This is a genomic window from Pseudoalteromonas phenolica (assembly GCF_044788725.1).
GTDB lineage: Bacteria > Pseudomonadota > Gammaproteobacteria > Enterobacterales > Alteromonadaceae > Pseudoalteromonas > Pseudoalteromonas phenolica_C.
In genome coordinates this window covers 3,604,734-3,627,020 of record NZ_CP173161.1, presented here as the reverse complement: position 1 = coordinate 3,627,020, position 22,287 = coordinate 3,604,734, and the positions used below count along the sequence as shown (strand labels likewise).

23 protein-coding genes, 2 tRNA genes and 1 rRNA gene are annotated in these 22,287 nt (G+C 42.0%); 22 read left to right on the top strand and 4 right to left on the bottom strand.

Annotation, left to right across the window (positions count from 1 at the left end; all coding sequences use genetic code 11):
• The first annotated feature begins 21 nt into the window (after positions 1 to 21).
• The 12 genes from gspD (at position 22) to ACH784_RS16350 (ending at position 11,022) form a co-directional block, all read left to right on the top strand.
• Positions 22 to 2,085, top strand: coding sequence for a type II secretion system secretin GspD (gene gspD, locus ACH784_RS16405; RefSeq protein WP_404392002.1), 2,064 nt, complete (start codon positions 22 to 24; stop codon positions 2,083 to 2,085).
• A gap of 115 nt (positions 2,086 to 2,200) precedes the next feature.
• Positions 2,201 to 3,628, top strand: a complete 1,428-nt coding sequence (gspE, locus tag ACH784_RS16400) for a type II secretion system ATPase GspE (RefSeq protein ID WP_404395300.1) — start codon at positions 2,201 to 2,203, stop codon at positions 3,626 to 3,628.
• Between the two features lie 2 nt (positions 3,629 to 3,630).
• Complete coding sequence (gene gspF / locus ACH784_RS16395; protein WP_404392000.1) at positions 3,631 to 4,857, top strand: type II secretion system inner membrane protein GspF; 1,227 nt, start codon at positions 3,631 to 3,633, stop codon at positions 4,855 to 4,857.
• Positions 4,858 to 4,910: 53 nt separating this feature from the next.
• A complete protein-coding gene (gspG, locus tag ACH784_RS16390) occupies positions 4,911 to 5,339 on the top strand; it encodes a type II secretion system major pseudopilin GspG (RefSeq protein WP_404391998.1) in 429 nt (142 codons plus the stop codon).
• Positions 5,340 to 5,344: 5 nt separating this feature from the next.
• Positions 5,345 to 5,941 carry a prepilin-type N-terminal cleavage/methylation domain-containing protein gene (locus ACH784_RS16385; protein WP_404391996.1) on the top strand — a complete coding sequence of 199 codons (597 nt, stop codon included), beginning with the start codon at positions 5,345 to 5,347 and terminating at the stop codon, positions 5,939 to 5,941.
• The gene (gene gspI / locus ACH784_RS16380) at positions 5,938 to 6,312 is read left to right on the top strand and encodes a type II secretion system minor pseudopilin GspI (RefSeq protein WP_404391994.1); all 375 of its coding nucleotides are present in this window, start codon (positions 5,938 to 5,940) and stop codon (positions 6,310 to 6,312) included. Before ACH784_RS16385 ends, gspI begins: the two co-directional genes overlap by 4 nt.
• Positions 6,312 to 6,998 carry a type II secretion system minor pseudopilin GspJ gene (gene gspJ, locus ACH784_RS16375; protein WP_404391992.1) on the top strand — a complete coding sequence of 229 codons (687 nt, stop codon included), beginning with the start codon at positions 6,312 to 6,314 and terminating at the stop codon, positions 6,996 to 6,998. Before gspI ends, gspJ begins: the two co-directional genes overlap by 1 nt.
• A complete protein-coding gene (gene gspK, locus ACH784_RS16370; protein WP_404391990.1) occupies positions 6,995 to 7,996 on the top strand; it encodes a type II secretion system minor pseudopilin GspK in 1,002 nt (333 codons plus the stop codon). Before gspJ ends, gspK begins: the two co-directional genes overlap by 4 nt.
• Positions 7,993 to 9,198 (top strand): type II secretion system protein GspL, encoded by a 1,206-nt coding sequence (gene gspL, locus ACH784_RS16365; RefSeq protein ID WP_404391988.1) that lies wholly within the window; start codon positions 7,993 to 7,995, stop codon positions 9,196 to 9,198. Before gspK ends, gspL begins: the two co-directional genes overlap by 4 nt.
• Positions 9,195 to 9,668: a type II secretion system protein GspM gene (gspM, locus tag ACH784_RS16360; RefSeq protein ID WP_404391986.1), complete on the top strand. Its 474-nt coding sequence runs from the start codon at positions 9,195 to 9,197 to the stop codon at positions 9,666 to 9,668. The genes gspL and gspM overlap by 4 nt, the downstream gene beginning before the upstream one ends.
• Before the next feature lie 8 nt (positions 9,669 to 9,676).
• Positions 9,677 to 10,435: a type II secretion system protein N gene (locus ACH784_RS16355; RefSeq protein ID WP_404391983.1), complete on the top strand. Its 759-nt coding sequence runs from the start codon at positions 9,677 to 9,679 to the stop codon at positions 10,433 to 10,435.
• 8 nt (positions 10,436 to 10,443) lie between these two features.
• A complete protein-coding gene (locus ACH784_RS16350; protein ID WP_404391981.1) occupies positions 10,444 to 11,022 on the top strand; it encodes a UPF0149 family protein in 579 nt (192 codons plus the stop codon).
• A gap of 33 nt (positions 11,023 to 11,055) precedes the next feature.
• On the opposite strand, the gene ACH784_RS16345 is transcribed toward ACH784_RS16350, so the two are convergent.
• Both ACH784_RS16345 and ACH784_RS16340 read right to left on the bottom strand, forming a co-directional pair.
• On the bottom strand, positions 11,056 to 11,265 hold the full coding sequence (locus ACH784_RS16345) for a hypothetical protein (RefSeq protein ID WP_404391979.1): 210 nt from the start codon (positions 11,263 to 11,265) through the stop codon (positions 11,056 to 11,058).
• Positions 11,265 to 11,624, bottom strand: coding sequence for a hypothetical protein (locus ACH784_RS16340; protein ID WP_404391977.1), 360 nt, complete (start codon positions 11,622 to 11,624; stop codon positions 11,265 to 11,267). The genes ACH784_RS16345 and ACH784_RS16340 overlap by 1 nt, the downstream gene beginning before the upstream one ends.
• 236 nt (positions 11,625 to 11,860) lie before the next feature.
• Between ACH784_RS16340 and ccoG the strand changes: the two genes are divergently transcribed.
• The 5 genes from ccoG to ACH784_RS16315 all read left to right on the top strand — a co-directional run bounded on the left by ccoG (position 11,861) and on the right by ACH784_RS16315 (position 16,143).
• Entirely contained in the window at positions 11,861 to 13,285 is a 1,425-nt protein-coding gene (ccoG, locus tag ACH784_RS16335) for a cytochrome c oxidase accessory protein CcoG (RefSeq protein ID WP_404391975.1), read from the top strand.
• A gap of 70 nt (positions 13,286 to 13,355) precedes the next feature.
• On the top strand, positions 13,356 to 14,330 hold the full coding sequence (locus tag ACH784_RS16330; RefSeq protein ID WP_404391973.1) for a serine/threonine protein kinase: 975 nt from the start codon (positions 13,356 to 13,358) through the stop codon (positions 14,328 to 14,330).
• A gap of 18 nt (positions 14,331 to 14,348) precedes the next feature.
• A complete protein-coding gene (locus ACH784_RS16325; protein WP_404391971.1) occupies positions 14,349 to 14,978 on the top strand; it encodes a thiol:disulfide interchange protein DsbA/DsbL in 630 nt (209 codons plus the stop codon).
• 13 nt (positions 14,979 to 14,991) lie between these two features.
• Entirely contained in the window at positions 14,992 to 15,621 is a 630-nt protein-coding gene (locus ACH784_RS16320; protein WP_404391969.1) for a thiol:disulfide interchange protein DsbA/DsbL, read from the top strand.
• Positions 15,622 to 15,678: 57 nt separating this feature from the next.
• Positions 15,679 to 16,143 carry a DUF523 domain-containing protein gene (locus tag ACH784_RS16315; RefSeq protein ID WP_404391967.1) on the top strand — a complete coding sequence of 155 codons (465 nt, stop codon included), beginning with the start codon at positions 15,679 to 15,681 and terminating at the stop codon, positions 16,141 to 16,143.
• 3 nt (positions 16,144 to 16,146) lie between these two features.
• On the opposite strand, the gene trmA is transcribed toward ACH784_RS16315, so the two are convergent.
• Positions 16,147 to 17,244: a tRNA (uridine(54)-C5)-methyltransferase TrmA gene (gene trmA, locus ACH784_RS16310; protein WP_404391965.1), complete on the bottom strand. Its 1,098-nt coding sequence runs from the start codon at positions 17,242 to 17,244 to the stop codon at positions 16,147 to 16,149.
• 180 nt (positions 17,245 to 17,424) lie between these two features.
• Here trmA and ACH784_RS16305 point away from each other — a divergent pair, with 180 nt between their 5' ends.
• Positions 17,425 to 18,525, top strand: a complete 1,101-nt coding sequence (locus tag ACH784_RS16305) for a DUF5610 domain-containing protein (protein ID WP_404391963.1) — start codon at positions 17,425 to 17,427, stop codon at positions 18,523 to 18,525.
• Positions 18,526 to 18,586: 61 nt separating this feature from the next.
• Entirely contained in the window at positions 18,587 to 19,348 is a 762-nt protein-coding gene (murI, locus tag ACH784_RS16300) for a glutamate racemase (RefSeq protein WP_404391961.1), read from the top strand.
• Here the strand turns inward: murI and ACH784_RS16295 are convergent.
• Complete coding sequence (locus ACH784_RS16295; protein WP_404391959.1) at positions 19,345 to 19,818, bottom strand: RNA recognition motif domain-containing protein; 474 nt, start codon at positions 19,816 to 19,818, stop codon at positions 19,345 to 19,347. The two genes, murI and ACH784_RS16295, sit on opposite strands and share 4 nt — an antisense overlap.
• Before the next feature lie 595 nt (positions 19,819 to 20,413).
• On the opposite strand from ACH784_RS16295, the gene ACH784_RS16290 reads away from it, so the two are divergent.
• The 3 genes from ACH784_RS16290 (at position 20,414) to ACH784_RS16280 (ending at position 22,217) form a co-directional block, all read left to right on the top strand.
• A 16S ribosomal RNA gene (locus tag ACH784_RS16290) occupies positions 20,414 to 21,946 on the top strand.
• A gap of 75 nt (positions 21,947 to 22,021) precedes the next feature.
• Positions 22,022 to 22,098 (top strand) — tRNA-Ile (locus ACH784_RS16285).
• Positions 22,099 to 22,141: 43 nt separating this feature from the next.
• A tRNA-Ala gene (locus tag ACH784_RS16280) sits at positions 22,142 to 22,217 on the top strand.
• Positions 22,218 to 22,287: the final 70 nt, after the last annotated feature.

Sequence of the window (22,287 nt, the reverse complement as noted above, 5' to 3'; positions counted from 1 at the left end):
CAATTTTTGGAGTTAATAAGAATGAGAAATAAGCTAGACCTCAGAAAAATCAAAAAAGGGTTAGCTAAGTATGCGGCTCTGATGTTTGCAGCTGGGTTATCGTTATCTGTTTCGGCTGTTGAATACGCGGCAAACTTTAAAGGTACTGATATTAATGAATTTATTAATATCGTCGGGAAGAACTTAAACAAAACCATCATTATTGATCCTAACGTGCGCGGCAATATTAATGTGCGCAGTTACGAGTTGATGGATGAAGAGCTTTACTATCAGTTCTTTTTAAACGTACTCGAAGTATATGGCTATGCCGTCATTGAAATGGACAGCGGCATCTTAAAAATCTTACGTAGTTCTGATGGTAAGAAAAGTAATGTTCCTTTAGTTAACGATAATAATGCGACTGAAGGCGATACACTGGTTACCCGTGTTATCAGAGTTAAAAATGTATCGGTACAAGAATTAGGTCCACTTATTCGTCAATTCAGTGACCAAAAAGATGGCGGTCATGTGACTAACTTTAGCTCTGCTAACGTAATGATGCTGACTGGTCATGCTGCTTCAGTAAACCGTTTAGTCGACATTATTAAATCTGTAGACCAAGCCGGTGACACATTAGTTGAAATTATCGAGCTTCAACACGCAACGGCAGACGATGTAGTTAAAGTTGTTGAAAGTATTTATAAGAGCTCAGGTAAAGACAGCATTCCTGCTTTCTTAATTCCAAAAGTTGTTGCTGATAACCGTACAAATAGTGTGATTGTCAGTGGTGAAGGTCAAGCTCGCTCTCGAGCGGTTGATCTTGTAAAGCGTTTAGATGGTGAGCTAAAAAGCCAAGGTAACACCCAAGTATTCTACCTGGATTATGCGAAGGCTGAAGATCTTGTAAAAGTATTACAAGGTGTCAGTAAAACTCTGCAAGAAGAAGCGCAGGGCGGTAATACTAAATCGCGTAGCAGAAGCAATAATGAAACGAGTATCGAAGCGCACCCTGATTCAAACTCTCTTGTTATCACTGCACAACCTGACACTATGCGCTCGTTGGCATCAGTGATTAAAAAACTAGATATCCGTCGTGCGCAGGTCCTAGTTGAAGCAATCGTTGTTGAAGTACTTGAAGGTGATGGTATCAACCTAGGCTTACAGTGGATTTCAGAACAAGGTGGTATGTTGCAATTTAACAATGGTAGCAATGTTCCTGTAGGTTCGTTGGCCGTTGCTGCAGAGCAAGCGCGTGATAAAACCATTGAAAAAACAGTCACAGGTAGTGAATCAGGTAACACCACACCTTATACCGAAACTAAAGAGGGTGACTTAGGTCCATTAGCTGCTTTATTGGGTGGTGTAAATGGTCTAGCTATGGGCATCATCAAGAATGACTGGGGCGCAATCATTCAGGCTATTTCGACAGATACCAAATCAAATATTCTAGCGACGCCGTCAGTAACTACAATGGATAACGAAGAAGCGTCGATGATTGTGGGTCAAGAAGTGCCAATCATTACCGGCTCTACCACAAGTGGTAACAACTCTAACCCATTCCAGACGGTTGATCGCCAAGAAGTGGGTATTAAGTTAAAAGTTACGCCACAGATTAATGATGGTACAGCAGTTCAGTTAACTATTGAGCAAGAAGTATCGAGTGTTAGTGGCGCAACTGCGGTGGATATCGCGGTCAACAAGCGTGCAATTAATACCACGGTTATTGCTGACGATGGTGGCATGGTTATCCTAGGTGGTCTAATTGATGAAGACGTGCAAGAAAGTGTGTCTAAAGTGCCACTGTTAGGTGATATTCCGATTCTTGGTCACTTATTTAAGTCAACAAGCACAACTAAGCGTAAGCGTAACCTTTTAGTATTCATTCGTCCGACGATCCTTCGTGACAGCCGTAGTATGAATGAGTTAAGCCATTCAAAGTATAACTTCATTCGTGGCGAGCAAAATAAGCAGCGTGATGATGGTATCGATTTAATGCCATTTGAAGAGACGCCAGTATTACCTGAGTGGAATGATGCGATGACGTTGCCACCAACGTACGAACAATATCTAAAAGAGCAAACTAAGAAAGAGCGCCAAGATGATTGATTTAAACAATCAACTAGAAAGTGAGCACTCTGAGTTGCTCACTGACGCGCCAGGAGAAGAGGTAGCACGAGAGCTATCTCTTAAACTGCCTTTTTCTTTTGCGCGTCGTGTAAATATGCTGCTAGCCGAAAAAGAAGACGGTCTTAAAGTTTTTTATACAGGCAATTTAAATGTTGCGCATTTGCTTGAAATTCGCCGAGTAGCAGGGGCAGAGTTTAAGCTTGAACAGTTAGAAGCTGAAAAGTTTGAGTTTATGCTCGAAGAAGCGTATCAGCGTGATAGCTCTGAAACCCAGCAAATGATGGAAGACATTGGCAACGAAGTTGATCTATTTTCGTTAGCTGAAGAGTTACCGCAAACGGAAGACCTATTAGCGGCTGACGACGATGCGCCGATCATCAAGTTAATCAATGCCATGCTGAGTGAAGCAATCAAAGACGGTGCTTCAGATATCCACATTGAAACCTTTGAACAAGATCTAGTGATTCGCTTTAGGGTGGATGGCGTTTTAAAAGAAGTTTTAAAGCCAAATCGAAAACTCGCGTCGCTACTAGTATCACGTATTAAGGTAATGGCTAAGCTCGATATCGCTGAAAAGCGTATTCCGCAAGATGGCCGTATTTCATTGCGTATTGCGGGCCGTGCTGTTGATGTGCGTGTATCGACTATGCCATCAAGTTTTGGTGAGCGTGTGGTACTGCGTCTACTCGACAAAAATAATGCGCGTCTAAACCTAGAAGACTTGGGGATGACAGAGCGAAACCGTGAATTATTCAGCGAATTAATTGCCAAACCGCACGGTATTATTTTGGTGACCGGCCCAACAGGTTCAGGTAAGAGTACCACTTTGTATGCTGGTATGAGCCAAATTAATTCCAAAGACCGCAATATTCTGACGGTCGAAGACCCAATTGAATATGAAATCCCAGGCATAGGTCAAACTCAGGTTAACCCGAAAGTTGATATGACGTTTGCGCGAGGCCTAAGAGCGATTCTTCGTCAAGACCCTGATGTGGTAATGGTTGGTGAGATCCGAGATTTAGAAACGGGTCAAATTGCGGTTCAGGCATCACTAACGGGTCACTTAGTAATGTCGACCCTGCACACCAATACGGCTTCGGGTGCTATTACGCGTATGGAAGATATGGGCGTAGAGCCATTCTTACTATCTTCATCTCTATTAGGTGTGTTATCTCAACGACTAGTCCGTACCTTGTGTAATGATTGTAAAGAGCCACACCAAGCCGATGAGCGTGAATGTGAATTACTTGGTGTAGGCAAAGGCAGCAATACCATTATTTATCGTCCTGTTGGCTGTGAATCATGTAATTATAATGGCTATAAAGGCCGTACCGGTATTCACGAGTTATTGGTTGTTGATGAAACAGTACGTGAGCTTATCCACAATGGTAAGGGTGAGCAGGCGGTAGAAAAGTATATTCGTACTTTCAGTCCTAGTATTCGTCAAGACGGGTGTTCTCGTGTTCTGAAAGGACAAACTTCTTTAGAAGAAGTGTTACGTGTAACCCGTGAGGAAGGCTGATCATGGCAGCGTTTGAGTATCGAGCGCTCGATGGTAAGGGCAAAGAAAAGAAAGGCATCTTAGAAGGCGATACTGCGAAACAGATCCGCCAACAACTTCGAGAAAAAGGCATGATGCCTTTGGAAGTTGCACCGGCTGCTGAAAAAGAAAAGCAACAATCCAGTGGTGGGTTTAAACTGTTCACGGGTTATAAGCCTTCTGTTTCTGATATCGCTTTAATCACTCGTCAATTGGCAACGCTTATCCAGTCTTCATTACCCGTCGAAGCGGCTGTGATGGCAGTGGCTGAGCAGTGTGAGAAGCCTCGACTGAAGCGTATGTTGATGTCGGTGCGTTCAAAAGTTGTTGAGGGTTACACACTGGCTGATGGTATGTCAGAGTTTCCTCATGTATTTGATAACTTATATCGTGCCATGGTGGCAGCAGGTGAAAAGTCAGGTCATTTAGATGAAGTACTAAATCGTTTGGCAGATTACACTGAGCAGCGCCAACATATGCGCAGCCAAATCACCCAGGCTATGGTTTACCCGAGTATTCTCGTGGTTTTTGCCATTGGTATTGTGGCGGTATTACTTGGTACTGTGGTACCGGAGATCTTGAAAACTTTCGAAAAGTCGAAACAAGCACTGCCTTGGACAACCGAGTGGGTAATGGCTGCAAGTAACTTTGTGCAAGCCTATTGGATGCCAAGTTTCATTGGCATTGTGGCCATAACAATCGGTATCAAACAGGCGCTGCTGAAACCAAAAATTCGTTTTTGGTATGACACGCAATTATTACGTTTACCAGGTTTAGGCAAAATTAGCCGCAGTATCAACACAGCACGTTTTGCGCGTACTCTCAGCATTTTGTCTTCAAGTGCAGTACCGTTACTTGAAGGAATGAAGATTTCAGGACAGGTACTGGAAAACGAGAAGATTAAATCTGCGGTGTCAGAAGCTGCGGTTAGAGTCAGTGAAGGTGCAAGCTTAAGAGCGTCACTTCAGCAAACCAAGCTATTTCCACCTATGATGTTGCATATGATTGCCAGTGGTGAAAAGTCGGGTGAGCTTGAGCAAATGCTAGAGCGAGCAGCCAATAACCAAGATAGAGAATTTGAAACCATGGTTAGCGTATCATTAAAGCTTTTAGAGCCAGCGATGATTGCAACTATGGCCATTATTGTGTTGTTTATTGTCATGGCAATTTTGCAACCAATTATGGAAATGAACAAAGCCATCGGCTTATAGTCAAATAAAGAGTTTAAAAATAACAGCTATTAGCAGCTAATGAGGTATTCATTGTGAAAAAGCAATCAGGTTTCTCCCTACTAGAAGTAATGGTGGTACTGGTTATCATCGGTATGATCTTATCAATCGTTGCCCCAAACATTATGGGTCAACAAGAAGAAGCAGCATTAGACAAAGCTCGCTTAGACATTCAGCAGCTTGAAGATGCAATGAACATGTACAAGCTTAAAAATAAAAAGTATCCAACTACAGAGCAAGGTCTAGAAGCGCTTGTAAATAAGACGACGATTGACCCTGTACCACGTCGCTTCCCTGAAGGTGGTTTTATTTCAAAGCTACCAGAAGATCCATGGGGTAACCCATATCAGCTAGTGAGCCCAGGTGAAATGGGTAAAATCGATATTTTCTCAATGGGTCCTGACGGCGAAGTGGGCACAGATGATGATATCGGCAATTGGGTTGATGAAGACGAAGTGCGTTAATATTTATGCGTTTAGGTTTCAGGCAAAACATCAATAAGGCCAAGGGCTTCAGTTTACTTGAAGTCCTTGTCGTACTTGTGATTATCGCCATGTCAGTGAAAATGGTGAGTTATACCTTTGATGATGCTGAAGCCGAAGAGTTAGAAAAACAAGCGCTCAGAGTGTACAGAGTAATTAATCTTGCCTCTGAGTTTGCTGTCTTGAATCAAATTGAGCTTGGTTTTCACCTTGATAAAAACGTCTTAGAGTTTTTAGTATTTGATGGTGAAAAGTGGACGGTATTCGATGCAGAAGCGTTATATGAACCTATTACCTTCGGCAAAGAATACAAAGTTAATTTGAATATCGAAGATTTATCTTGGTCGCAAGATAACTTGCTTGAGCAAGCAAACTGGCGAGAGCTCATGGGCACCAGTGATGATGAAAGTTTGCTAGAGCTGAAAAAGTTAAAAGTACCGCAAGTGCTTATTTTGTCTTCTGGCGAAGTGAGTGCATTCCAGTTAAGTGTTGAATTGGCTGATAGCGCTTCTGAAGAAGCCAGCTATTTCATCGAAGGTGAGTTTATTGCCCCTGTGAATTTGAGGGTGGAGCCAGCATCATGATTAAGAAGTCAGCAGGTTTTACCTTATTAGAGGTTATGGTCGCACTGGGCATTTGTGCCATGGCAGGTATTGCAGCCATGCAAGTTACCGGTGAGCATGTTTCTCACATCGCATCAATTGAAGAACAAACTTATGCTTCTTGGGTGGCGGAGAATCGTTTGGTGATGATCCGCGCTCAGGGTGATAAATGGAATGGTAAAAATAACAATAAAGGTGAAGAAGAGCTTGCCGGTCTCACATGGTATTGGCAAGAGAAAGTCACCAAAACCAATGACCCTAGCTTTGTTAAAGTACAGGTTGAGGTATTTAGCGATGCTGAATATAAAAACTCTCTGTACGATCTAACGACCTTTATTTTGAAGGGCAAGTAATGACGCGTTTTATTTGCCCAGCTAGAAATCGCCAACAAGGTTTTACACTACTCGAAGTCATGATTGCTTTAGGCATTTTAGGTTTCGTCGTATTGGCAACACATCAGATTTTAAATTCTACTATTCAAGCTAAACAGGGCTCTGAAGAGGTGATCACAGAGCTTGATGCATTCAACACTACTTTTCGTTTGATGGACCAAGATTTCAACCAAATGACTAAGCGTGAAACGCGCAACGAAGCGGGTGATTTCACGCCAAGTTATATTCTTCATGGTCGCTACAACCTCGATAGCCAATATGATGGCATTGCGTTTGTTCGTGATGGGTGGACAAACCCAATTAGCTTGTTGCCTCGCTCTGAATTGCAAGCAGTTGGCTACCGTGTGGTTGACGATAAACTTGAGCGCCTTTATCGAGTGTACGTTGATCAACTAGATGGTACTGAACCTCGAAGCCAGGTTCTGCTTGAAAATATTGAAGATTTGAAGTTTGAATTTTTGGACGACAAACAAAAATGGCAAGAAAACTGGGATATAAAAGCGCTGCCCTTGGCTGTTTCTGTGACTATAAAAATTCAGGATATGGAGCCAATTACCCGCTTCTTTTTAACACCCGGCGATGGCAAAGTAGCAAGCAGCACGCCAAACACGAATAATAATTCGAGTGGTGGGAGTACACGCCCATGAACCAGTTAAAGAATACTCGAGCACAACAACAAGGTGCTGCATTAATAATCGTGTTGTTTATCGTTGCCCTTGCCGCAGTAATTGCGGCTGAAATGGCAACAAATTTGATGATCCAAGTTCAGCGAGCGCAAAATATTCAAACTCATCAACAAGCAAAATGGTATAGCTATGGTGCTGAAGAGTTGGTGAAAAAAGTACTTATCGAAAGTAAAAAGAAAGATCCAGATAAAGTGCACTTAGGGCAACCTTGGGCGTTAGAAGAGACGCCTTTTCCAGTTGACCACGGAACGTTAAGTGGAAAAGTAACAGACTTACAAGCCTGTTTAAACTTAAATGCTTTACGTAAACCAAAAGCGCAAAATGCCAGCACCAATGATACTAACCCGGCACATAAAGCATTTTTAGAATTACTGAAAAATATTGAAGACTTACCTGCAGAAGAAAGTGAAGAAGCACTCGCTGACGGGGTCTATGATTGGCTAGACTCAGACAGCATAACGTTTCGCTCTGGGGCAGAAGAAGACGAATACATGTCGCAGCGTACGCCTTATCTAACTGCAAATAATTATTTCGCATCTGTGTCTGAGTTGCGTGTGATCCGAGGTTTTAATCCATTGGTGATGGAAAAACTACTGCCTTATGTCTGTGTCATTCCAGGCAGTGAAGAACTCAAGATTAATGTAAACACCATTCAGCCTGAGCAAGCTTTACTAATCAGCGCGCTAATAGAAGGCTTGAGTGAATCTGATGCGCAAAGCATTATCTCGTCTCGCCCAGAGCAGGGTTATGACAAAGTTGAAGACTTTTTATCTGAAGCCACTGCTCAAGGGGCTCAAAATATTAATCAAGTAACCGATCTATTTACCGTAAATAGTGACTATTTCAAGTTGCGCGCAAAAGCCATGTTTGATGAACGGCTTTTCACAATGACCTCAATTATTCAAATAAAACAAGGTCAAGCGAGCATACTGGCGCGAAAATTTGGAGGCGTACAGTGACAGAAAAATTATTGATCCGTATTGATCAATCCGCCAAGCAAGCAATCCACTGGCTGATTTATTCAGCTGAACAGCAGATTATTGCCAGTGGTGAATACAAAAAGCTATCAGACTTAGCTCAATTAACTGAAAAAGCCCAAGGTAGAGAAACGACAGTATTACTTTCTGCCGCTGTGGTGCAATTAAAAACCATTGAACTACCAACTAAGTGGAATCGAAAACTAGAACAAGCATTGCCATTTATGTTGGAAGAGCAGTTAGCCTGTGATGTGGATAATGTGTTTATTGCTATAGGTGAGCCAGGTAGCAAAGATGATAAACCGACCATCAATATCGCGCTATGTGATCGCGATATGTTGGCCGAATTAGTTGCCCTTTTTGACGAGCACCAAATCCAAGTAAAGCACATTTTACCAGATGCATTATTACTACCTGAGCAAGCTGATGATGAGTTAGCAGTGATTGAGCTTGATGGTCAGTGGTTGTGTCGTTTAGGTCAATGGCATGGTTGCGTTATTGAACCTAGCTGGGGGGCTGACTACTTACATGCTTTGGCGCCAAAGCAAATTACACATTTTAGCCCTGCAGATGCACTGCCTGAAGTAGCGCCTAAAATAGCGAAAGAGGCAGAGTATGAGCTGCCATTGGCATTGTTAGCAAAGAATTTAGGGAACACGCCTTTTAACTTACGTCAGGGTCTTTTTGCACCGAAGAAGAGTACACCACAATGGTGGAAAGATTGGCGTTCAGGACTTATTGCGGCATCGGTTGCTTTGGTAGGCTTTGTGACTGTTCAGGGGTTACAAATTGTGCAATTACAAAACCAAGCTGACCAGTTTAAAGCAGAGGCAATTGATACATATAAACAAGCATTCCCGAACAGAAAAGTACGTGAGGCACTGCTTAGAAAGCAAATTGAAACCGAGCTGAGAGCGATTTCTGCGACAAAACAGGGAGGCTTCTTAGATCTAACTGATAAGTTTGTTTCTGTTTATAGTCAAGTGAAGGACTTCCAGCCAGAAACTCTACGTTACGACCACAAGCGTAATGAATTACGTATTCGCGTTAAAGCCAAAGATTTCCAAGTGTTTGGTCAAGTGAAGACCATTTTGGAGCAAAAAGGTTTAACAGTGCAGCAAGGGTCATTAAATAATGATGGTGATGCTGTAATTGGTGAAATTAGATTGCGAGGTGAAGCATGAAACAACAAGCAATCAAATATTGGGGATCTTTAAAAGAACAAGAACAGCGACTGCTAATTGTCGCGGGAGCCGTGTTTGTTATTTTTGTTTTGATAATGGGTATTTTAAAGCCATTGAATAAAGCTGTGGCGGATGCTCAGCAAAAAGTGCAGCGTGAGCAAAACTTCAAAGTATTCATTGAGCAAAGTGTCGGCAAGTTAAAAGCCGCGGGAAGTTCAGCGCGAACATCGTCGGGTAACTTATCACAACTCGTGAATCGCAGTCGCGGCCGTTACAGTATCAACATCAGCCAAATGCAACCGAGTGATAACAGCTTGCGTGTTAATATTGAAAACGTCGAGTTTAATAAGCTTATTGCTTGGTTAGATGAGCTCGTAAATCAACACGGCGTAACCGTTGCTAATTTAGATATTTCGCAAGGTGATGAAGCTGGATATGTGCGTGTAAGTCGATTGGTGATAGAGCAGTAGGCAGTAGTATGAAGCAAAAAATTTATTTAGTTCTGTTATTTATTTTCTCGTTTTTAGCCTTTGCACTGTACCAACTACCGGCATCTGTTGCGGCTCAAATTGCACAAGGCTATTTGCCTAAAAATGTCGCCTTTGGCAGTTTCTCGGGCTCAATTTGGCAAGGGCAAGTGAGCGAAGTTCGTGTTAATAAAGTGCAGGTTTTAAATGTGCGTTGGCAGTTAACACCAATGGCATTAGTAACCGGTAGCTTGGCTGGTAATGTGAAATGGGGCAATCCTCGCGCGAGTGAAGAAATGTCTGGTAAAAGTAACTTCAAGCTGTCGCTTTTAAACAAAGAAGCAAGCTTACAAGATGCGGTGCTGCGCTTTGAAGTTGAGCAGTTAATGGGTCAGCTTGACCTACCGCTTCCAGTTAATGCAACGGGCCGCGTGATTTTTAATATTGATGAGTTTCAAAGTGGTAAGCCATACTGTCAGCAAATTAAGGGTGATGTATTTAGCCCGAATATTCGTGTTGAAGGGTTAACCGGATGGTTCTCGATTGGAGAACTAGGGGCAGATTTAAATTGTAAATCAGGTGACTTAGCGGCGGTTGTACAGCCAGATAATTTATTAGGGTTGCAAGCTGATGTGCATTTAGCAGATAACTTCCAGTTTAAGGTAGCAGGTAATGTAAAGCCCGACGCCTCTTTACCTAAAGAAGTGCATGATGCGGTTAAGTTTTTAGGTCGACCTGATGCACAGGGTCGTTACCCGGTTAATTTGTAAGGCTTGTGATGTTGGAGTTTTCATTTACTGAGCAACATAAAGCGTTGCTCGAAGGTTATTTATCTAGCTCGGAACAGGCGCTGCCTTATGCTGTTTGTGAAGGTTATCTTTTTGCCATTATTTGCAGTCCAGCAGGTATCGAAGTCGAGCAATGGCTAACGGCTGTCAGTGGAGGCGATGAACAAATCGCTGAGGAGCATGTATTTGCGCTGATGGCGTTGCACCATGATATCAGCGAGCGGGTGTTTTCAGGTCAATTCCAAATACCTTACCCATCATCGGCTTTTGCGAAACTACAACAATGGAGCCAAGGTTTTTTGGCTGGCATTGAGCATTTTTATGCTGAGCTGGTAAATAGTGACGTTTTAAATAATGAAATGAAGCAAGCACTGATCAGCAGTACCGAGCAGCTAGGCTTTTTCTCTTTGGAGCAGTCTCAAATAGCTCAGTTTTGTGATGTGAATGGGTTTGAAATACAGACGTTCTATCAGCAGCAATATGAATTAGCGAATGAGTTTGCTTTGGCTTATGTGCAACTAGTCGAAAATGCCGCTGTTGAGAGTGGGTTATATGATGAAGAGGCTTAAAACTTGATAGCCTATTGTTGGGTAAGCGCTTGCTTACCCAAGTTCTAACTCAATTCGCGTACAGCCTTTCGCACAACTTACCAAACCTTTATTTTTATCTTGCCCATTTAAGTCTAATTGCAATGGCTTGCTACACTGCTCACATAACAAGGTTTGTCCTTTGCTAAGCTTTTTTAAAATATTCTTGTGCTGGTTAAATGCTGCAGCGCGTTGTTTGTTGAATGCGTTTATGTCTAACTTCATTACAAAGACTTTCCTTCAAAGATAGATTCTCCTGCTATTTTACAAATCACGTTGAGCTTGTTGCCATAAAAGTACAGGTTTAAGTCATTTTCTTTGCAGTATCTAAGATGAAACGCCTTCAATTTATCATCGGTACCTAACGCATCATTTAAATACTCAAGTTCAGTTTCATCTAACTCTAATTTTTGCGTAATTTGTGTTCTGGCGATTTTTGCTGCCGTACTTCTCGCTACTTTACTTTGCTCACTCAGTAAGTTGACGCCTTCGCCTAATAAAGCTTCTCTTGGACCTTTTATGGCAGGATGGTCTATGGTGAAAAGCGCTAAAATGATGACAACGAGCAATAAAAACTTTTTCATTGGATACCGTAATATTGATCTAAACAGGAAGAAACAACTGAGAGTGTAATAAAATGGAGCTTTCAAAAGCAAGTGATTAAGTTGTAACCACAACGAGAGCTGTGCCTAAGTGAGGAAATTTCAATAATTTCTGAACCAATTGTACCCAGCTCGGCTTTGCTTGCATATAATATCCTTACAGATAAAAAGGTCACTGTAGCAAGTACCTGTCGATCACAGCCGCTAAAGGAGCCGAGATGGACAAACAAATAAAAGTAAAAAATATTCCGACAGATGTAAAAATACAAAAGCCGGAACTACAGCCCGATAGGTTTAATCCTCGCAGTCGTATTTATGTGCGTGCCGTAAAAGGATTACACCAACAGCTTCGCAAGCGCCTAGGTTTCATTGGGATGTTGGCATTTATGCTGATGCCTTGGATTAATTTTGAAGGGCACCAAGCGGTTTATTTCGATTTATTCGAACAAAAATTTAATATTTTTGGTTTAACCCTTATGCCGCAAGATTTAACAGTCTTGGCATTTTTCTTGATGATAGCTGCTTTTGCTTTGTTTGTTGTAACGACTTTTTATGGGCGAGTATGGTGTGGCTATACTTGTCCTCAAACTGTTTGGACTTTTATCTTTTTATGGTTTGAAGAAAAGTTTGAAGGCAGTGCTAATCAGCGTAAAAAGCTCGATAGCCGAAAAATGGACTTTGATAAATTCTGGCGTAAATCGGCGAAACACGGTAGTTGGATTTTGTTTTCATTATGGACCGCCATTAGTTTCGTTGGCTTTTTTACCCCTATTCGCGAATTAGTACCAGATTTACTTACTTGGAATGCGGGTAGCTATGCGGTCATCAGCATTGTTGTTTTTGCGGCATGTACCTACGGTAATGCAGGATGGATGAGAGAGATCATGTGTTTGCATATGTGCCCATACTCTCGTTTCCAGTCAGCCATGTTTGATAAAGATACCTTCACGGTTAGCTATGATGCCAAGCGAGGTGAATCAAGAGGTCCGCGCTCTCGTAAACAAGACCCTAAAGAAATGGGCTTGGGTGATTGTATTGATTGCAACTTATGTGTCCAGGTATGTCCTACAGGTATCGACATTCGCAACGGCTTACAATACGAGTGTATTAACTGTGGTGCATGTATAGATGCGTGTGATGGTGTAATGGATAAAATGAATTACCCTAGAGGACTTATCTCATACACCACAGAGCGCAACCTTGAAACGCCAGATAATAAAACTAAGGCGTTCCGTGGCAAGCTAGCGGGTTACTTGTTAATTATGACGGTATTAACCGCTGCCTTGGTGGTAAATATTGCAATGCGTAAGCCTATGGAACTAGACATTATTCGCGATAGAAACCAGCTTTATCGTGTCAATTACGATGGCTTAGTTGAAAATACTTATACACTTAAAGTGATCAATAAAACTCAGCAAGTCCAGCAATATGATATTGCGATTGAGGGGCTTAAAAACTTTAATGTATTGGGTAAGTTATTTATCGAAGTGCAAGCGGGTGAGTCAATGAATGTGCCGTTGTCCGTTATCATAGACCCTTATGATCTGAAAAAGCCTGTGACTGAATTTCATTTTAAAGTACAGGTAAAAGATGATCCGAGTATTTCTTTATCACAGCCTACTAACTTCTTTAAAGGCAAATAATTAGATACACTAATTAAACCAAGTTAAAAGCGGGTGCACCCCGCTTTTTTTATGTCAAATGAGGACGTACATGAGCGAGTTTAGTTTTGCGAATTTAAATCCAGATCGAATTTTGGATGCGATTGAAAGTATGGGTATCTACCCAGAAACAGGCTTGCTACCTTTGAACAGTTACGAAAATCGTGTTTATCAGTTTAAAGCCGAAGATGGTAAGCGGTATGTGACTAAGTTTTATCGTCCAGAGCGATGGAGTGAGGCGCAAATTTTAGAGGAGCACGCGTTTGCAAGTGAGCTTGCAAGGGAGGAGGTGCCTATCGTCGCGCCTTTGCAAATAGCCGAGCAAAGTTTATTTGAGCATCAAGGTTATAGGTTCGCGCTCTTTCCGAGTGTGGGTGGACGTCAGTTTGAAATCGATAACTTAGACCAGCTTGAAATGTTGGGTCGTTATATTGGGCGGTTACATCTAATTGGTAAAAGCAAACCGTTTCTGCATCGCCCCAGTATAGATACTAAAAGCTATTTATTTGATGCCTCACATGCGATCCGTGAAAGCCAACTGGTGCCTCAGCATTTAGAAACGGCGTTTTACACCATTTTAGAACAGGTTATTACACAAACAGAGAAAATGTATCGTGTTGATAACCCTATTCGTTTGCATGGTGATGCACATGCTGGCAATATTCTTTGCACGGGTGATTCGTTAACCTTAGTTGATTTAGACGATTGCCGACAAGGCCCTGCCATCCAAGATTTATGGATGATGCTCAATGGTGATAAGAATGAACAGTTAATTCAGCTTGATACACTATTGATGGGGTATGAAGAATTCAACTCTTTTGATGCAAAAGAGCTGCAACTGATAGAGCCGCTCCGCGCTATGCGAATGGTACACTATATGGGGTGGCTGGCTGCTAGATGGGAAGATCCAGCATTTACACGGAACTTTTCTTGGTTTGCAACAGACAAATACTGGGAGCAACAAATTTTAGCATTGAAAGAGCAACTTGCAGCGTTACAAGAACCTGCATTACAACTGTTTCCATAAAAAAATTGAGAAATAACTATGTTAAAAGCGTTAAAACTATCCATTTTATTACTTTGTATGCCGTTATTGGTTATGGCCGCAGAGTTCGATTTTAAAGAAGGTGTGCACTACCAAACTTTAACCACTCAAAAAAGTGAGCAAGCAAAAGTTACAGAGTTTTTCTCTTTCTATTGCCCACATTGTTTCCGTTTTGAACCGGTTGCTAAAGCATTAGAGCAAAGCCTGCCGGAAGGTGCTGTATTTGAAAAGAGCCATGTGAACTTTTTAGGAGGCCTGCCAGCTCAAGTACAAAGTAATTTGAGTTATGCCTATATTGTTGCCAAGCAAATGGGTAAGGGTGATGAAATTGCAGCAAAAATCTTCGATAGCATTCATGTAAAGAAAGCCCCATTAAATGATATTAAAGATGTGAAGAAATTACTTGATATCAATGGTATTAACGAAAAGCAATTTGATGCTGCGCTAGCAAGCATGCCTGTGATCGCGGCCGAAAAGTTGATGCAAGACGAGCAAAACCGTTTTTCAAAAGCGGGTGCTTTATCTGGCGTTCCTACTTTTATCGTCAGTGATAAATACAAAGTAAATACCAACAGTTTAAAAAGCCAAGAGCAATTCAACGCATTGGTTAAACATTTATTAGCAAAATAATACGGAGAATAAGATGTTAAAGCTAATTAAAGCCGCTGCGCTGGCACTGATGCTGCCTGTAGTTGCAAATGCAGCCCAGTTCGAAGAAGGTGTTCACTACGAGGTAGTAGCTGAGCGCGGTACGAAAAAACCAGAAGTGACAGAGTACTTCTCATTTTTCTGTCCAGCATGTAATGCGTTTGAACCTTTACTTGATAAAGTGAAGCCTCAGCTAAATGAAGGCGTTAAATTCAAGAAAAGTCATGTCGACTTCGTTGGTTCAAGAGATCCAAAAGTTCAGCAAGTAATGGCACAATCTTTGGCGCTTGCTGAAGTATTACCACAAAAAGATAAAATCATTGCAGCAATTTTCACCCATATCCATGCTAAGCGTAATAAGATTAATGAGCTTGCAGATATGAAAGATATTTTTGTTGCACAAGGCGTTGATGGCAAAAAATTCGATAAAATGTATAAGAGCTTTGCTGTTCGTACTAATACGTCAAAAATGGCGCGCATGCAGCAGAAGTGGTCTGAGAAGCGTGCACTTACCGGTGTACCAACATTCATCGTAAATGGTAAGTACAAATTGCGCTTACGCGAGTCTAAAACGACGACTCCTGAGCAGATCAGCGCATTAATTAATTATTTAGCTGCTAAATAATTAATCATAAATTGGAATAGAGCCTCGCACTTGCGAGGCTTTTTTATTGGAAATGACATGCATAAAGTTTTGGTTTCAAGTTGCTTACTCGGACAACCTGTTCGTTATGATGGGCAATCAAAAGGGCTAACAAGTGATATTCTGACTCAGTGGCTGCAAGAAAAGCGGGTTGTTGCGTTTTGTCCTGAAGTCGCGGGTGGTTTGCCAACCCCAAGACCGCCCGCAGAGATCAATGCCGAAAAGGTGATAACCTCAACTGGAGAGGATGTCACTGATGAATTCCAGCTGGGTGCTGTAAAAGCGCTCGCATTATGTAAAGCGCAACAAATCAAGTTTGCTTTATTAAAAGAGTCTAGTCCTTCATGTGGTCGTAATACTATTTACGATGGGTCGCATAAAGGAGTTAAAGTGCCAGGAATGGGCTTAACAGCTGAACAGCTTGTAAAAGCAGGAGTTCAGGTTTTTAGTGAAGAACAATTACCAGAGCTAGTCAGTGCTCTGGCAATTGCTGACAATAATTAAAAATTATTTACGCTGTAAAAATACACCAGACTCCACATGATGTGTATATGGGAACTGGTCGAAAATCGCGATGCGAGATACTGAGTGAGTTTCGCATAACATCTCTAAATCACGTTCTAGTGTGTCTGGGTTACATGAGATATAAATGATGTTGTCGTAGTTAGACACTAAACGGCAAGTGAGTTCATCCATACCAGCACGAGGTGGATCAACCAAAATGGTTTGGCAGTTGTAGTCTTGAAGGTTAATGCCATTTAATCTTGAGAATTGACGCTCACCTTTCATTGCCTGCGTAAACTCTTCACTCGACATACGAATGATATCTAAGTTTTCAACCTTATTCGCCGCGATATTAATTTGCGCCGAGTTTACCGAAGATTTAGAGATTTCAGTCGCTAGCACTTTATTAAAGCTGCCAGCTAAGGCAATCGAGAAATTACCATTACCACAATAAAGCTCAAGTAAATCATTCTCCAGAGGTGCACAAAGGTCTTGTGCCCATTCAAGCATCTTTTCATTTACTTTCGCATTTGGTTGCGTAAAACTATTTTCAACCTGCTGGTACTGATAAGTCTGGCCATTTACAGTTAGTTGTTCAGTGACAAAATCATCGCCTAACACAATCTTTTGTTTGCGAGCGCGACCAATAAAGTCAATTTTGTAAGTTTGCTGAAGCTCTGAACGTAGAGCATTAATTGCCGTTAACCATTCATCATCAAGCTGTTTGTGATAAAGCAGACTTACCAGGATCTCACCACTTAGCGTCGATAAATAATCGATTTGGAAAAGCTTGCGACGCAGTACTTCGTTATGGCGCAATTTCTCCATCATAACTTGCATTATTTCACTAATAAGCGGCGCGGCAGGGTCAAATTTTTCCACACGAATTTTTTGTTTGCTCTCTTGATCAAACATAATGTGGTAGAGATCGTCACCATCATGCCATACTCTAAATTCAGCACGTTGACGGTATTGCGTTTTTGCTGACTCAAAGACTTCAAGCTCTGGTGCATTAAAGCGAGCAAATTGAGCACTAATACGCGTTTGCTTCTCAGCAAGTTGCTGTTCATAAGTGGCGGTATCAATAGTGATGACTGGCATAGTTAAACTGACCTTACAAATTCGAGAGCGGCTATTGTAGGGGGCATAGGTGATTTGTCCAGTTTCTCGCTAAATTTTGTTGTTTTTTTATACTAAACACTTAAGAGTTGCTTATCTTTGCCGATAAACAGTAAATAACCGAGCATTTACTTGGTTGCCACTATTTCTGGGAGACAGATCATGAAAATCGGACAACTTAACCAGTTTCTAAATCCTGCAATGGCCAATAAGGCGAACAGTAAAGCTGCTTTCAAGCCGACCATGCATTTAAACCCAGACAGTTATCACGGTGATAAGAGTAAAATAGCGGCTAAGTTATTAGATGATAAATTGGCTGAGGCTTTAGGTATTGAAAAGCCGGAAAAAGAAAAAAAGCCTGTATTTGATTTTGAAGCTATTACTAAAAATGTACTCGACTTTGTCAAGGGAGCTGTAAATAAAGCTAAAGCAGATGGCAAAGACGATGACACACTTAAAGATATGTTAAATGCCGCTCGAAAGGGTGTCCAAATGGGCATTGATGAAGCTACTTCAGAATTAAAAGAAAGTGCTCTGTTCAATGATGACATTGAACAAGGTATAGAAAAATCTCGAGAAGGTATCTTTAACGGGCTCGATGATTTTGAAGAGGAACTCTTCAACCCTAAAGCAACATATATGCAGGTCAGCGCGGCTCAATATGCGAGTTTGTCTAACCAAGCCGAGTATAGTTTTACTACCGCTGAGGGAGATGAAGTAAGTATCTCATTTAGCGATGCGCGTTCAAGTTCTCAAGCAGCAAGTTTTGTTCAGGATGGCGAAAGCTTCGGCCTAGCGATAGGAAAACAGTCAAGTGAAGAAGTAAGTTTTTCTATTAGCGTAAATGGTGAGCTCAACAAAGAAGAGCAAAAAGCCATTAACGAAATGATGAAAGACATTCGTAATGTCAGTGATGCGTTTTTCTCAGGTGAATATGACGATGCGTTCGAAAAAGCATCGGCATTAAATATTGAGAGCGATCAAATTACCAACTTCACCATGGATTTACGTCAAACTAAAACCACTGCTGCTATAGCTCAGTATCAACAAGCCAATCCAATAAAAGAGCTAGAGCAAGCATTCCAGCCTTTAGATAAACGATTGGAGAACATTCATTCGGAAGGAAAGGCCTTGGGAATTGAGAAGCAATTACCAGACATCATGGCGTGGATGAACGATAGCCAAGAAAGAATGGCCCAGCTTTTGGACTATGCACAAAGCTTCTTTAATCAGCTTGATAATAAGCCTGAGAAATCAGCTTAAGATACTTGGCAAGAGGTATCAGCTCGGGCAAACTTGCACTCTTATATAGAGGAGTTTAAGTTTGCCGCATATTTTAGTTTTTGATTCAGGTATTGGTGGGACAAGCATTTTATCCCATATCCAAAATTCTCTTCCTGCAGCAAACTACACTTATGTAATGGACAACGCATTGTTGCCTTACGGGCTACAAAGTGAAGAGACTATCCAGAATCGATTAACTCGCCTTATAAATAAGGTAACAGCCAAATTCTTTGGTGAAGTTGATTTAATTGTTATTGCATGTAATACCGCTTCAACTTATGCGCTAGCACATATTCGCCAGTTTACTCAGATACCTATTGTGGGTGTTGTGCCTGCTATTAAGCCTGCAGCACAAATGAGTCGCTCAAAGCGCATAGCGTTATTAGCAACACCTGCTACTTCTAAGAATAAATATACGCAATCTCTAGTGAGTGAATTTGCGAGTGATTGCCAAGTGTATTTTCATCACTCGACTGAATTAGTCAAATTAGCAGAGCGCAAGTTTTGGCTTGGTGAAAGTGTTATAGAACAAGTGCATCAAGAGCTCTCAGTAATTGGAGTCAACAATCTCACTGATGTATTGGTGTTGGGGTGCACACATTTTCCAATTTTAGCTGAAGAAATAGCGAGTTTTTATGGTAGTAAGCTTATGCTAATCGATTCTGGCGCTGCAATAGCAAAGCGGGTTTCGTTTTTAGTGTCTAATAAAATCATAAATGAAGAATCAAAAAAGCCGTTACAGTTCTTTGCAACGGCTATGTGTGATTTCTCAAAGCTTGAAGTAAAAATATTAGAGCTTTAGTTGGCTACAGCTTCTGCTTCTACCTCAGGTTTTTGCTTCGCAGCGCGAACTTTTAGGGTTCTTTGCTGAAACTCTTTTTCATTTAACGCTGCGATAGCTTTGTCTGCATCAGACTCTGCCATTTCTACAAAACCAAAGCCACGGCGCTTACCGGTATTTTTATCTTTTAATAAGCGAACGTTAAAAACTCGGCCTTGTTCAGAGAATAATTCTCTCACTACACTTTCATTAGCTTTATAAGGTAAGTTGCCTACATAAAGTGTTTTTGTTTTTACTTCAGAAGTATCTGCTTGGTGACTATCATTACTACGAGACAAAAGAGTAGCAACTAAACCACCAATAAGTGTGCCAATAGAAAAAGCAGCACCAAGATTTAGAGAAGAGTCTGCAAGAAGAGAGTTAGCAGCAAAATAGCCGATTATCGCAATTGCTAAAACAATAAAAAGAGACTTTTGTTGAGTTGGATTCATAAGGATCTACCAATATACAATGGGTATACAATAATTTAACAAACGAGGTGCTATCTTAACGCCTTAAAATGTATAAGCAATATTAAAAAAGCAAAATCACTATATAAAAGCTTTAAGTTGGTACTTTTTTTGCCCAAAAAGATATTTTTTGATGGTTTTTTGTTCGTTTGAACGCTTTCTTTAAAATTAATTGCAAAAAGGGGTTGCGCGCTTTTAATTTCTCCCTATAATGCGCACCCACTGACACGGGGCGAGACGCTGAAAAGCAAATCAAAACGATGTCGAGTCAAATAAAACTTAACTTTAAAAACTTTTTAAAAATTAAGTGTTGACATAAAAAGTGAAGTCGTTATTATGGCGCTCCACTTCGCAGCAAGGCTGCGGTAACTCATCGAGTTACAATGTTCTTTAAAAATATGAAGCAATCATCTGTGTGGGCACTCGTACAGGTTGAGTTCTAACAGCTCTTGATTCAGGAGCAAAAAAATTAGAGTCTCAAATGTAACTGAGTGACTTCATAGTCAATTCGATTCGAAAGAATCAAAATCAGAATTCATTGAGCATGGTTTGAAGTTTACTTCAAACAAAAAACTTTTAATTGAAGAGTTTGATCATGGCTCAGATTGAACGCTGGCGGCAGGCCTAACACATGCAAGTCGAGCGGTAACATTTCTAGCTTGCTAGAAGATGACGAGCGGCGGACGGGTGAGTAATGCTTGGGAATATGCCTTAGGGTGGGGGACAACAGTTGGAAACGACTGCTAATACCGCATAACGTCTACGGACCAAAGGGGGCTTCGGCTCTCGCCCTTAGATTAGCCCAAGTGGGATTAGCTAGTTGGTGAGGTAATGGCTCACCAAGGCGACGATCCCTAGCTGGTTTGAGAGGATGATCAGCCACACTGGAACTGAGACACGGTCCAGACTCCTACGGGAGGCAGCAGTGGGGAATATTGCACAATGGGCGCAAGCCTGATGCAGCCATGCCGCGTGTGTGAAGAAGGCCTTAGGGTTGTAAAGCACTTTCAGTAAGGAGGAAAGGTTAGTAGTTAATACCTGCTAGCTGTGACGTTACTTACAGAAGAAGCACCGGCTAACTCCGTGCCAGCAGCCGCGGTAATACGGAGGGTGCGAGCGTTAATCGGAATTACTGGGCGTAAAGCGTACGCAGGCGGTTTGTTAAGCGAGATGTGAAAGCCCCGGGCTCAACCTGGGAACTGCATTTCGAACTGGCAAACTAGAGTATGATAGAGGGTGGTAGAATTTCAGGTGTAGCGGTGAAATGCGTAGAGATCTGAAGGAATACCGATGGCGAAGGCAGCCACCTGGGTCAATACTGACGCTCATGTACGAAAGCGTGGGGAGCAAACGGGATTAGATACCCCGGTAGTCCACGCCGTAAACGATGTCTACTAGGAGCTGGGGTCTTCGGACAACTTTTCCAAAGCTAACGCATTAAGTAGACCGCCTGGGGAGTACGGCCGCAAGGTTAAAACTCAAATGAATTGACGGGGGCCCGCACAAGCGGTGGAGCATGTGGTTTAATTCGATGCAACGCGAAGAACCTTACCTACACTTGACATACAGAGAACTTACCAGAGATGGTTTGGTGCCTTCGGGAACTCTGATACAGGTGCTGCATGGCTGTCGTCAGCTCGTGTTGTGAGATGTTGGGTTAAGTCCCGCAACGAGCGCAACCCCTATCCTTAGTTGCCAGCGATTCGGTCGGGAACTCTAAGGAGACTGCCGGTGATAAACCGGAGGAAGGTGGGGACGACGTCAAGTCATCATGGCCCTTACGTGTAGGGCTACACACGTGCTACAATGGCGTATACAGAGTGCTGCGAACTTGCGAGAGTAAGCGAATCACTTAAAGTACGTCGTAGTCCGGATTGGAGTCTGCAACTCGACTCCATGAAGTCGGAATCGCTAGTAATCGCGGATCAGAATGCCGCGGTGAATACGTTCCCGGGCCTTGTACACACCGCCCGTCACACCATGGGAGTGGGTTGCTCCAGAAGTAGGTAGCTTAACCTTAGGGAGGGCGCTTACCACGGAGTGATTCATGACTGGGGTGAAGTCGTAACAAGGTAGCCCTAGGGGAACCTGGGGCTGGATCACCTCCTTAACGATTTAGAACAGATTTGTTCGTAGTGTCCACACAGATGATTGTTGAATAGAATTAGAGAACAAAACATTGTTTGGGTCTGTAGCTCAGCTGGTTAGAGCGCACGCCTGATAAGCGTGAGGTCGGTAGTTCAAGTCTACTCAGACCCACCACTTTGCTTAAAGTCGGTCATAAACAATGTATTCCTAGTAATGTGGGGCTATAGCTCAGCTGGGAGAGCGCCTGCCTTGCACGCAGGAGGTCAGCAGTTCGATCCTGCTTAGCTCCACCACTTTACTACTTACTCCTCATAGATAAATGCTTTGACTACAGAGTCTTTAACTCTGAGAAGTAATTCTCTT

What these genes read in the sequence shown, in the direction of transcription:
- ACH784_RS16295 (WP_404391959.1), bottom strand. Translation starts at nt 19,818, where the DNA reads ATGAATCCAACTCAACAAAAGTCTCTTTTTATTGTTTTAGCAATTGCG.
- trmA (WP_404391965.1), bottom strand. Translation starts at nt 17,244, where the DNA reads ATGCCAGTCATCACTATTGATACCGCCACTTATGAACAGCAACTTGCT.
- gspI (WP_404391994.1), top strand. Translation starts at nt 5,938, where the DNA reads ATGATTAAGAAGTCAGCAGGTTTTACCTTATTAGAGGTTATGGTCGCA.
- ACH784_RS16330 (WP_404391973.1), top strand. Translation starts at nt 13,356, where the DNA reads ATGAGCGAGTTTAGTTTTGCGAATTTAAATCCAGATCGAATTTTGGAT.
- ACH784_RS16305 (WP_404391963.1), top strand. Translation starts at nt 17,425, where the DNA reads ATGAAAATCGGACAACTTAACCAGTTTCTAAATCCTGCAATGGCCAAT.
- ACH784_RS16315 (WP_404391967.1), top strand. Translation starts at nt 15,679, where the DNA reads ATGCATAAAGTTTTGGTTTCAAGTTGCTTACTCGGACAACCTGTTCGT.
- gspM (WP_404391986.1), top strand. Translation starts at nt 9,195, where the DNA reads ATGAAACAACAAGCAATCAAATATTGGGGATCTTTAAAAGAACAAGAA.
- ACH784_RS16345 (WP_404391979.1), bottom strand. Translation starts at nt 11,265, where the DNA reads ATGAAGTTAGACATAAACGCATTCAACAAACAACGCGCTGCAGCATTT.
- gspJ (WP_404391992.1), top strand. Translation starts at nt 6,312, where the DNA reads ATGACGCGTTTTATTTGCCCAGCTAGAAATCGCCAACAAGGTTTTACA.
- gspE (WP_404395300.1), top strand. Translation starts at nt 2,201, where the DNA reads ATGCTGCTAGCCGAAAAAGAAGACGGTCTTAAAGTTTTTTATACAGGC.
- gspK (WP_404391990.1), top strand. Translation starts at nt 6,995, where the DNA reads ATGAACCAGTTAAAGAATACTCGAGCACAACAACAAGGTGCTGCATTA.
- gspD (WP_404392002.1), top strand. Translation starts at nt 22, where the DNA reads ATGAGAAATAAGCTAGACCTCAGAAAAATCAAAAAAGGGTTAGCTAAG.
- gspF (WP_404392000.1), top strand. Translation starts at nt 3,631, where the DNA reads ATGGCAGCGTTTGAGTATCGAGCGCTCGATGGTAAGGGCAAAGAAAAG.
- ACH784_RS16320 (WP_404391969.1), top strand. Translation starts at nt 14,992, where the DNA reads ATGTTAAAGCTAATTAAAGCCGCTGCGCTGGCACTGATGCTGCCTGTA.
- ACH784_RS16350 (WP_404391981.1), top strand. Translation starts at nt 10,444, where the DNA reads ATGTTGGAGTTTTCATTTACTGAGCAACATAAAGCGTTGCTCGAAGGT.
- ACH784_RS16355 (WP_404391983.1), top strand. Translation starts at nt 9,677, where the DNA reads ATGAAGCAAAAAATTTATTTAGTTCTGTTATTTATTTTCTCGTTTTTA.
- ACH784_RS16340 (WP_404391977.1), bottom strand. Translation starts at nt 11,624, where the DNA reads ATGAAAAAGTTTTTATTGCTCGTTGTCATCATTTTAGCGCTTTTCACC.
- ccoG (WP_404391975.1), top strand. Translation starts at nt 11,861, where the DNA reads ATGGACAAACAAATAAAAGTAAAAAATATTCCGACAGATGTAAAAATA.
- ACH784_RS16385 (WP_404391996.1), top strand. Translation starts at nt 5,345, where the DNA reads ATGCGTTTAGGTTTCAGGCAAAACATCAATAAGGCCAAGGGCTTCAGT.
- ACH784_RS16325 (WP_404391971.1), top strand. Translation starts at nt 14,349, where the DNA reads ATGTTAAAAGCGTTAAAACTATCCATTTTATTACTTTGTATGCCGTTA.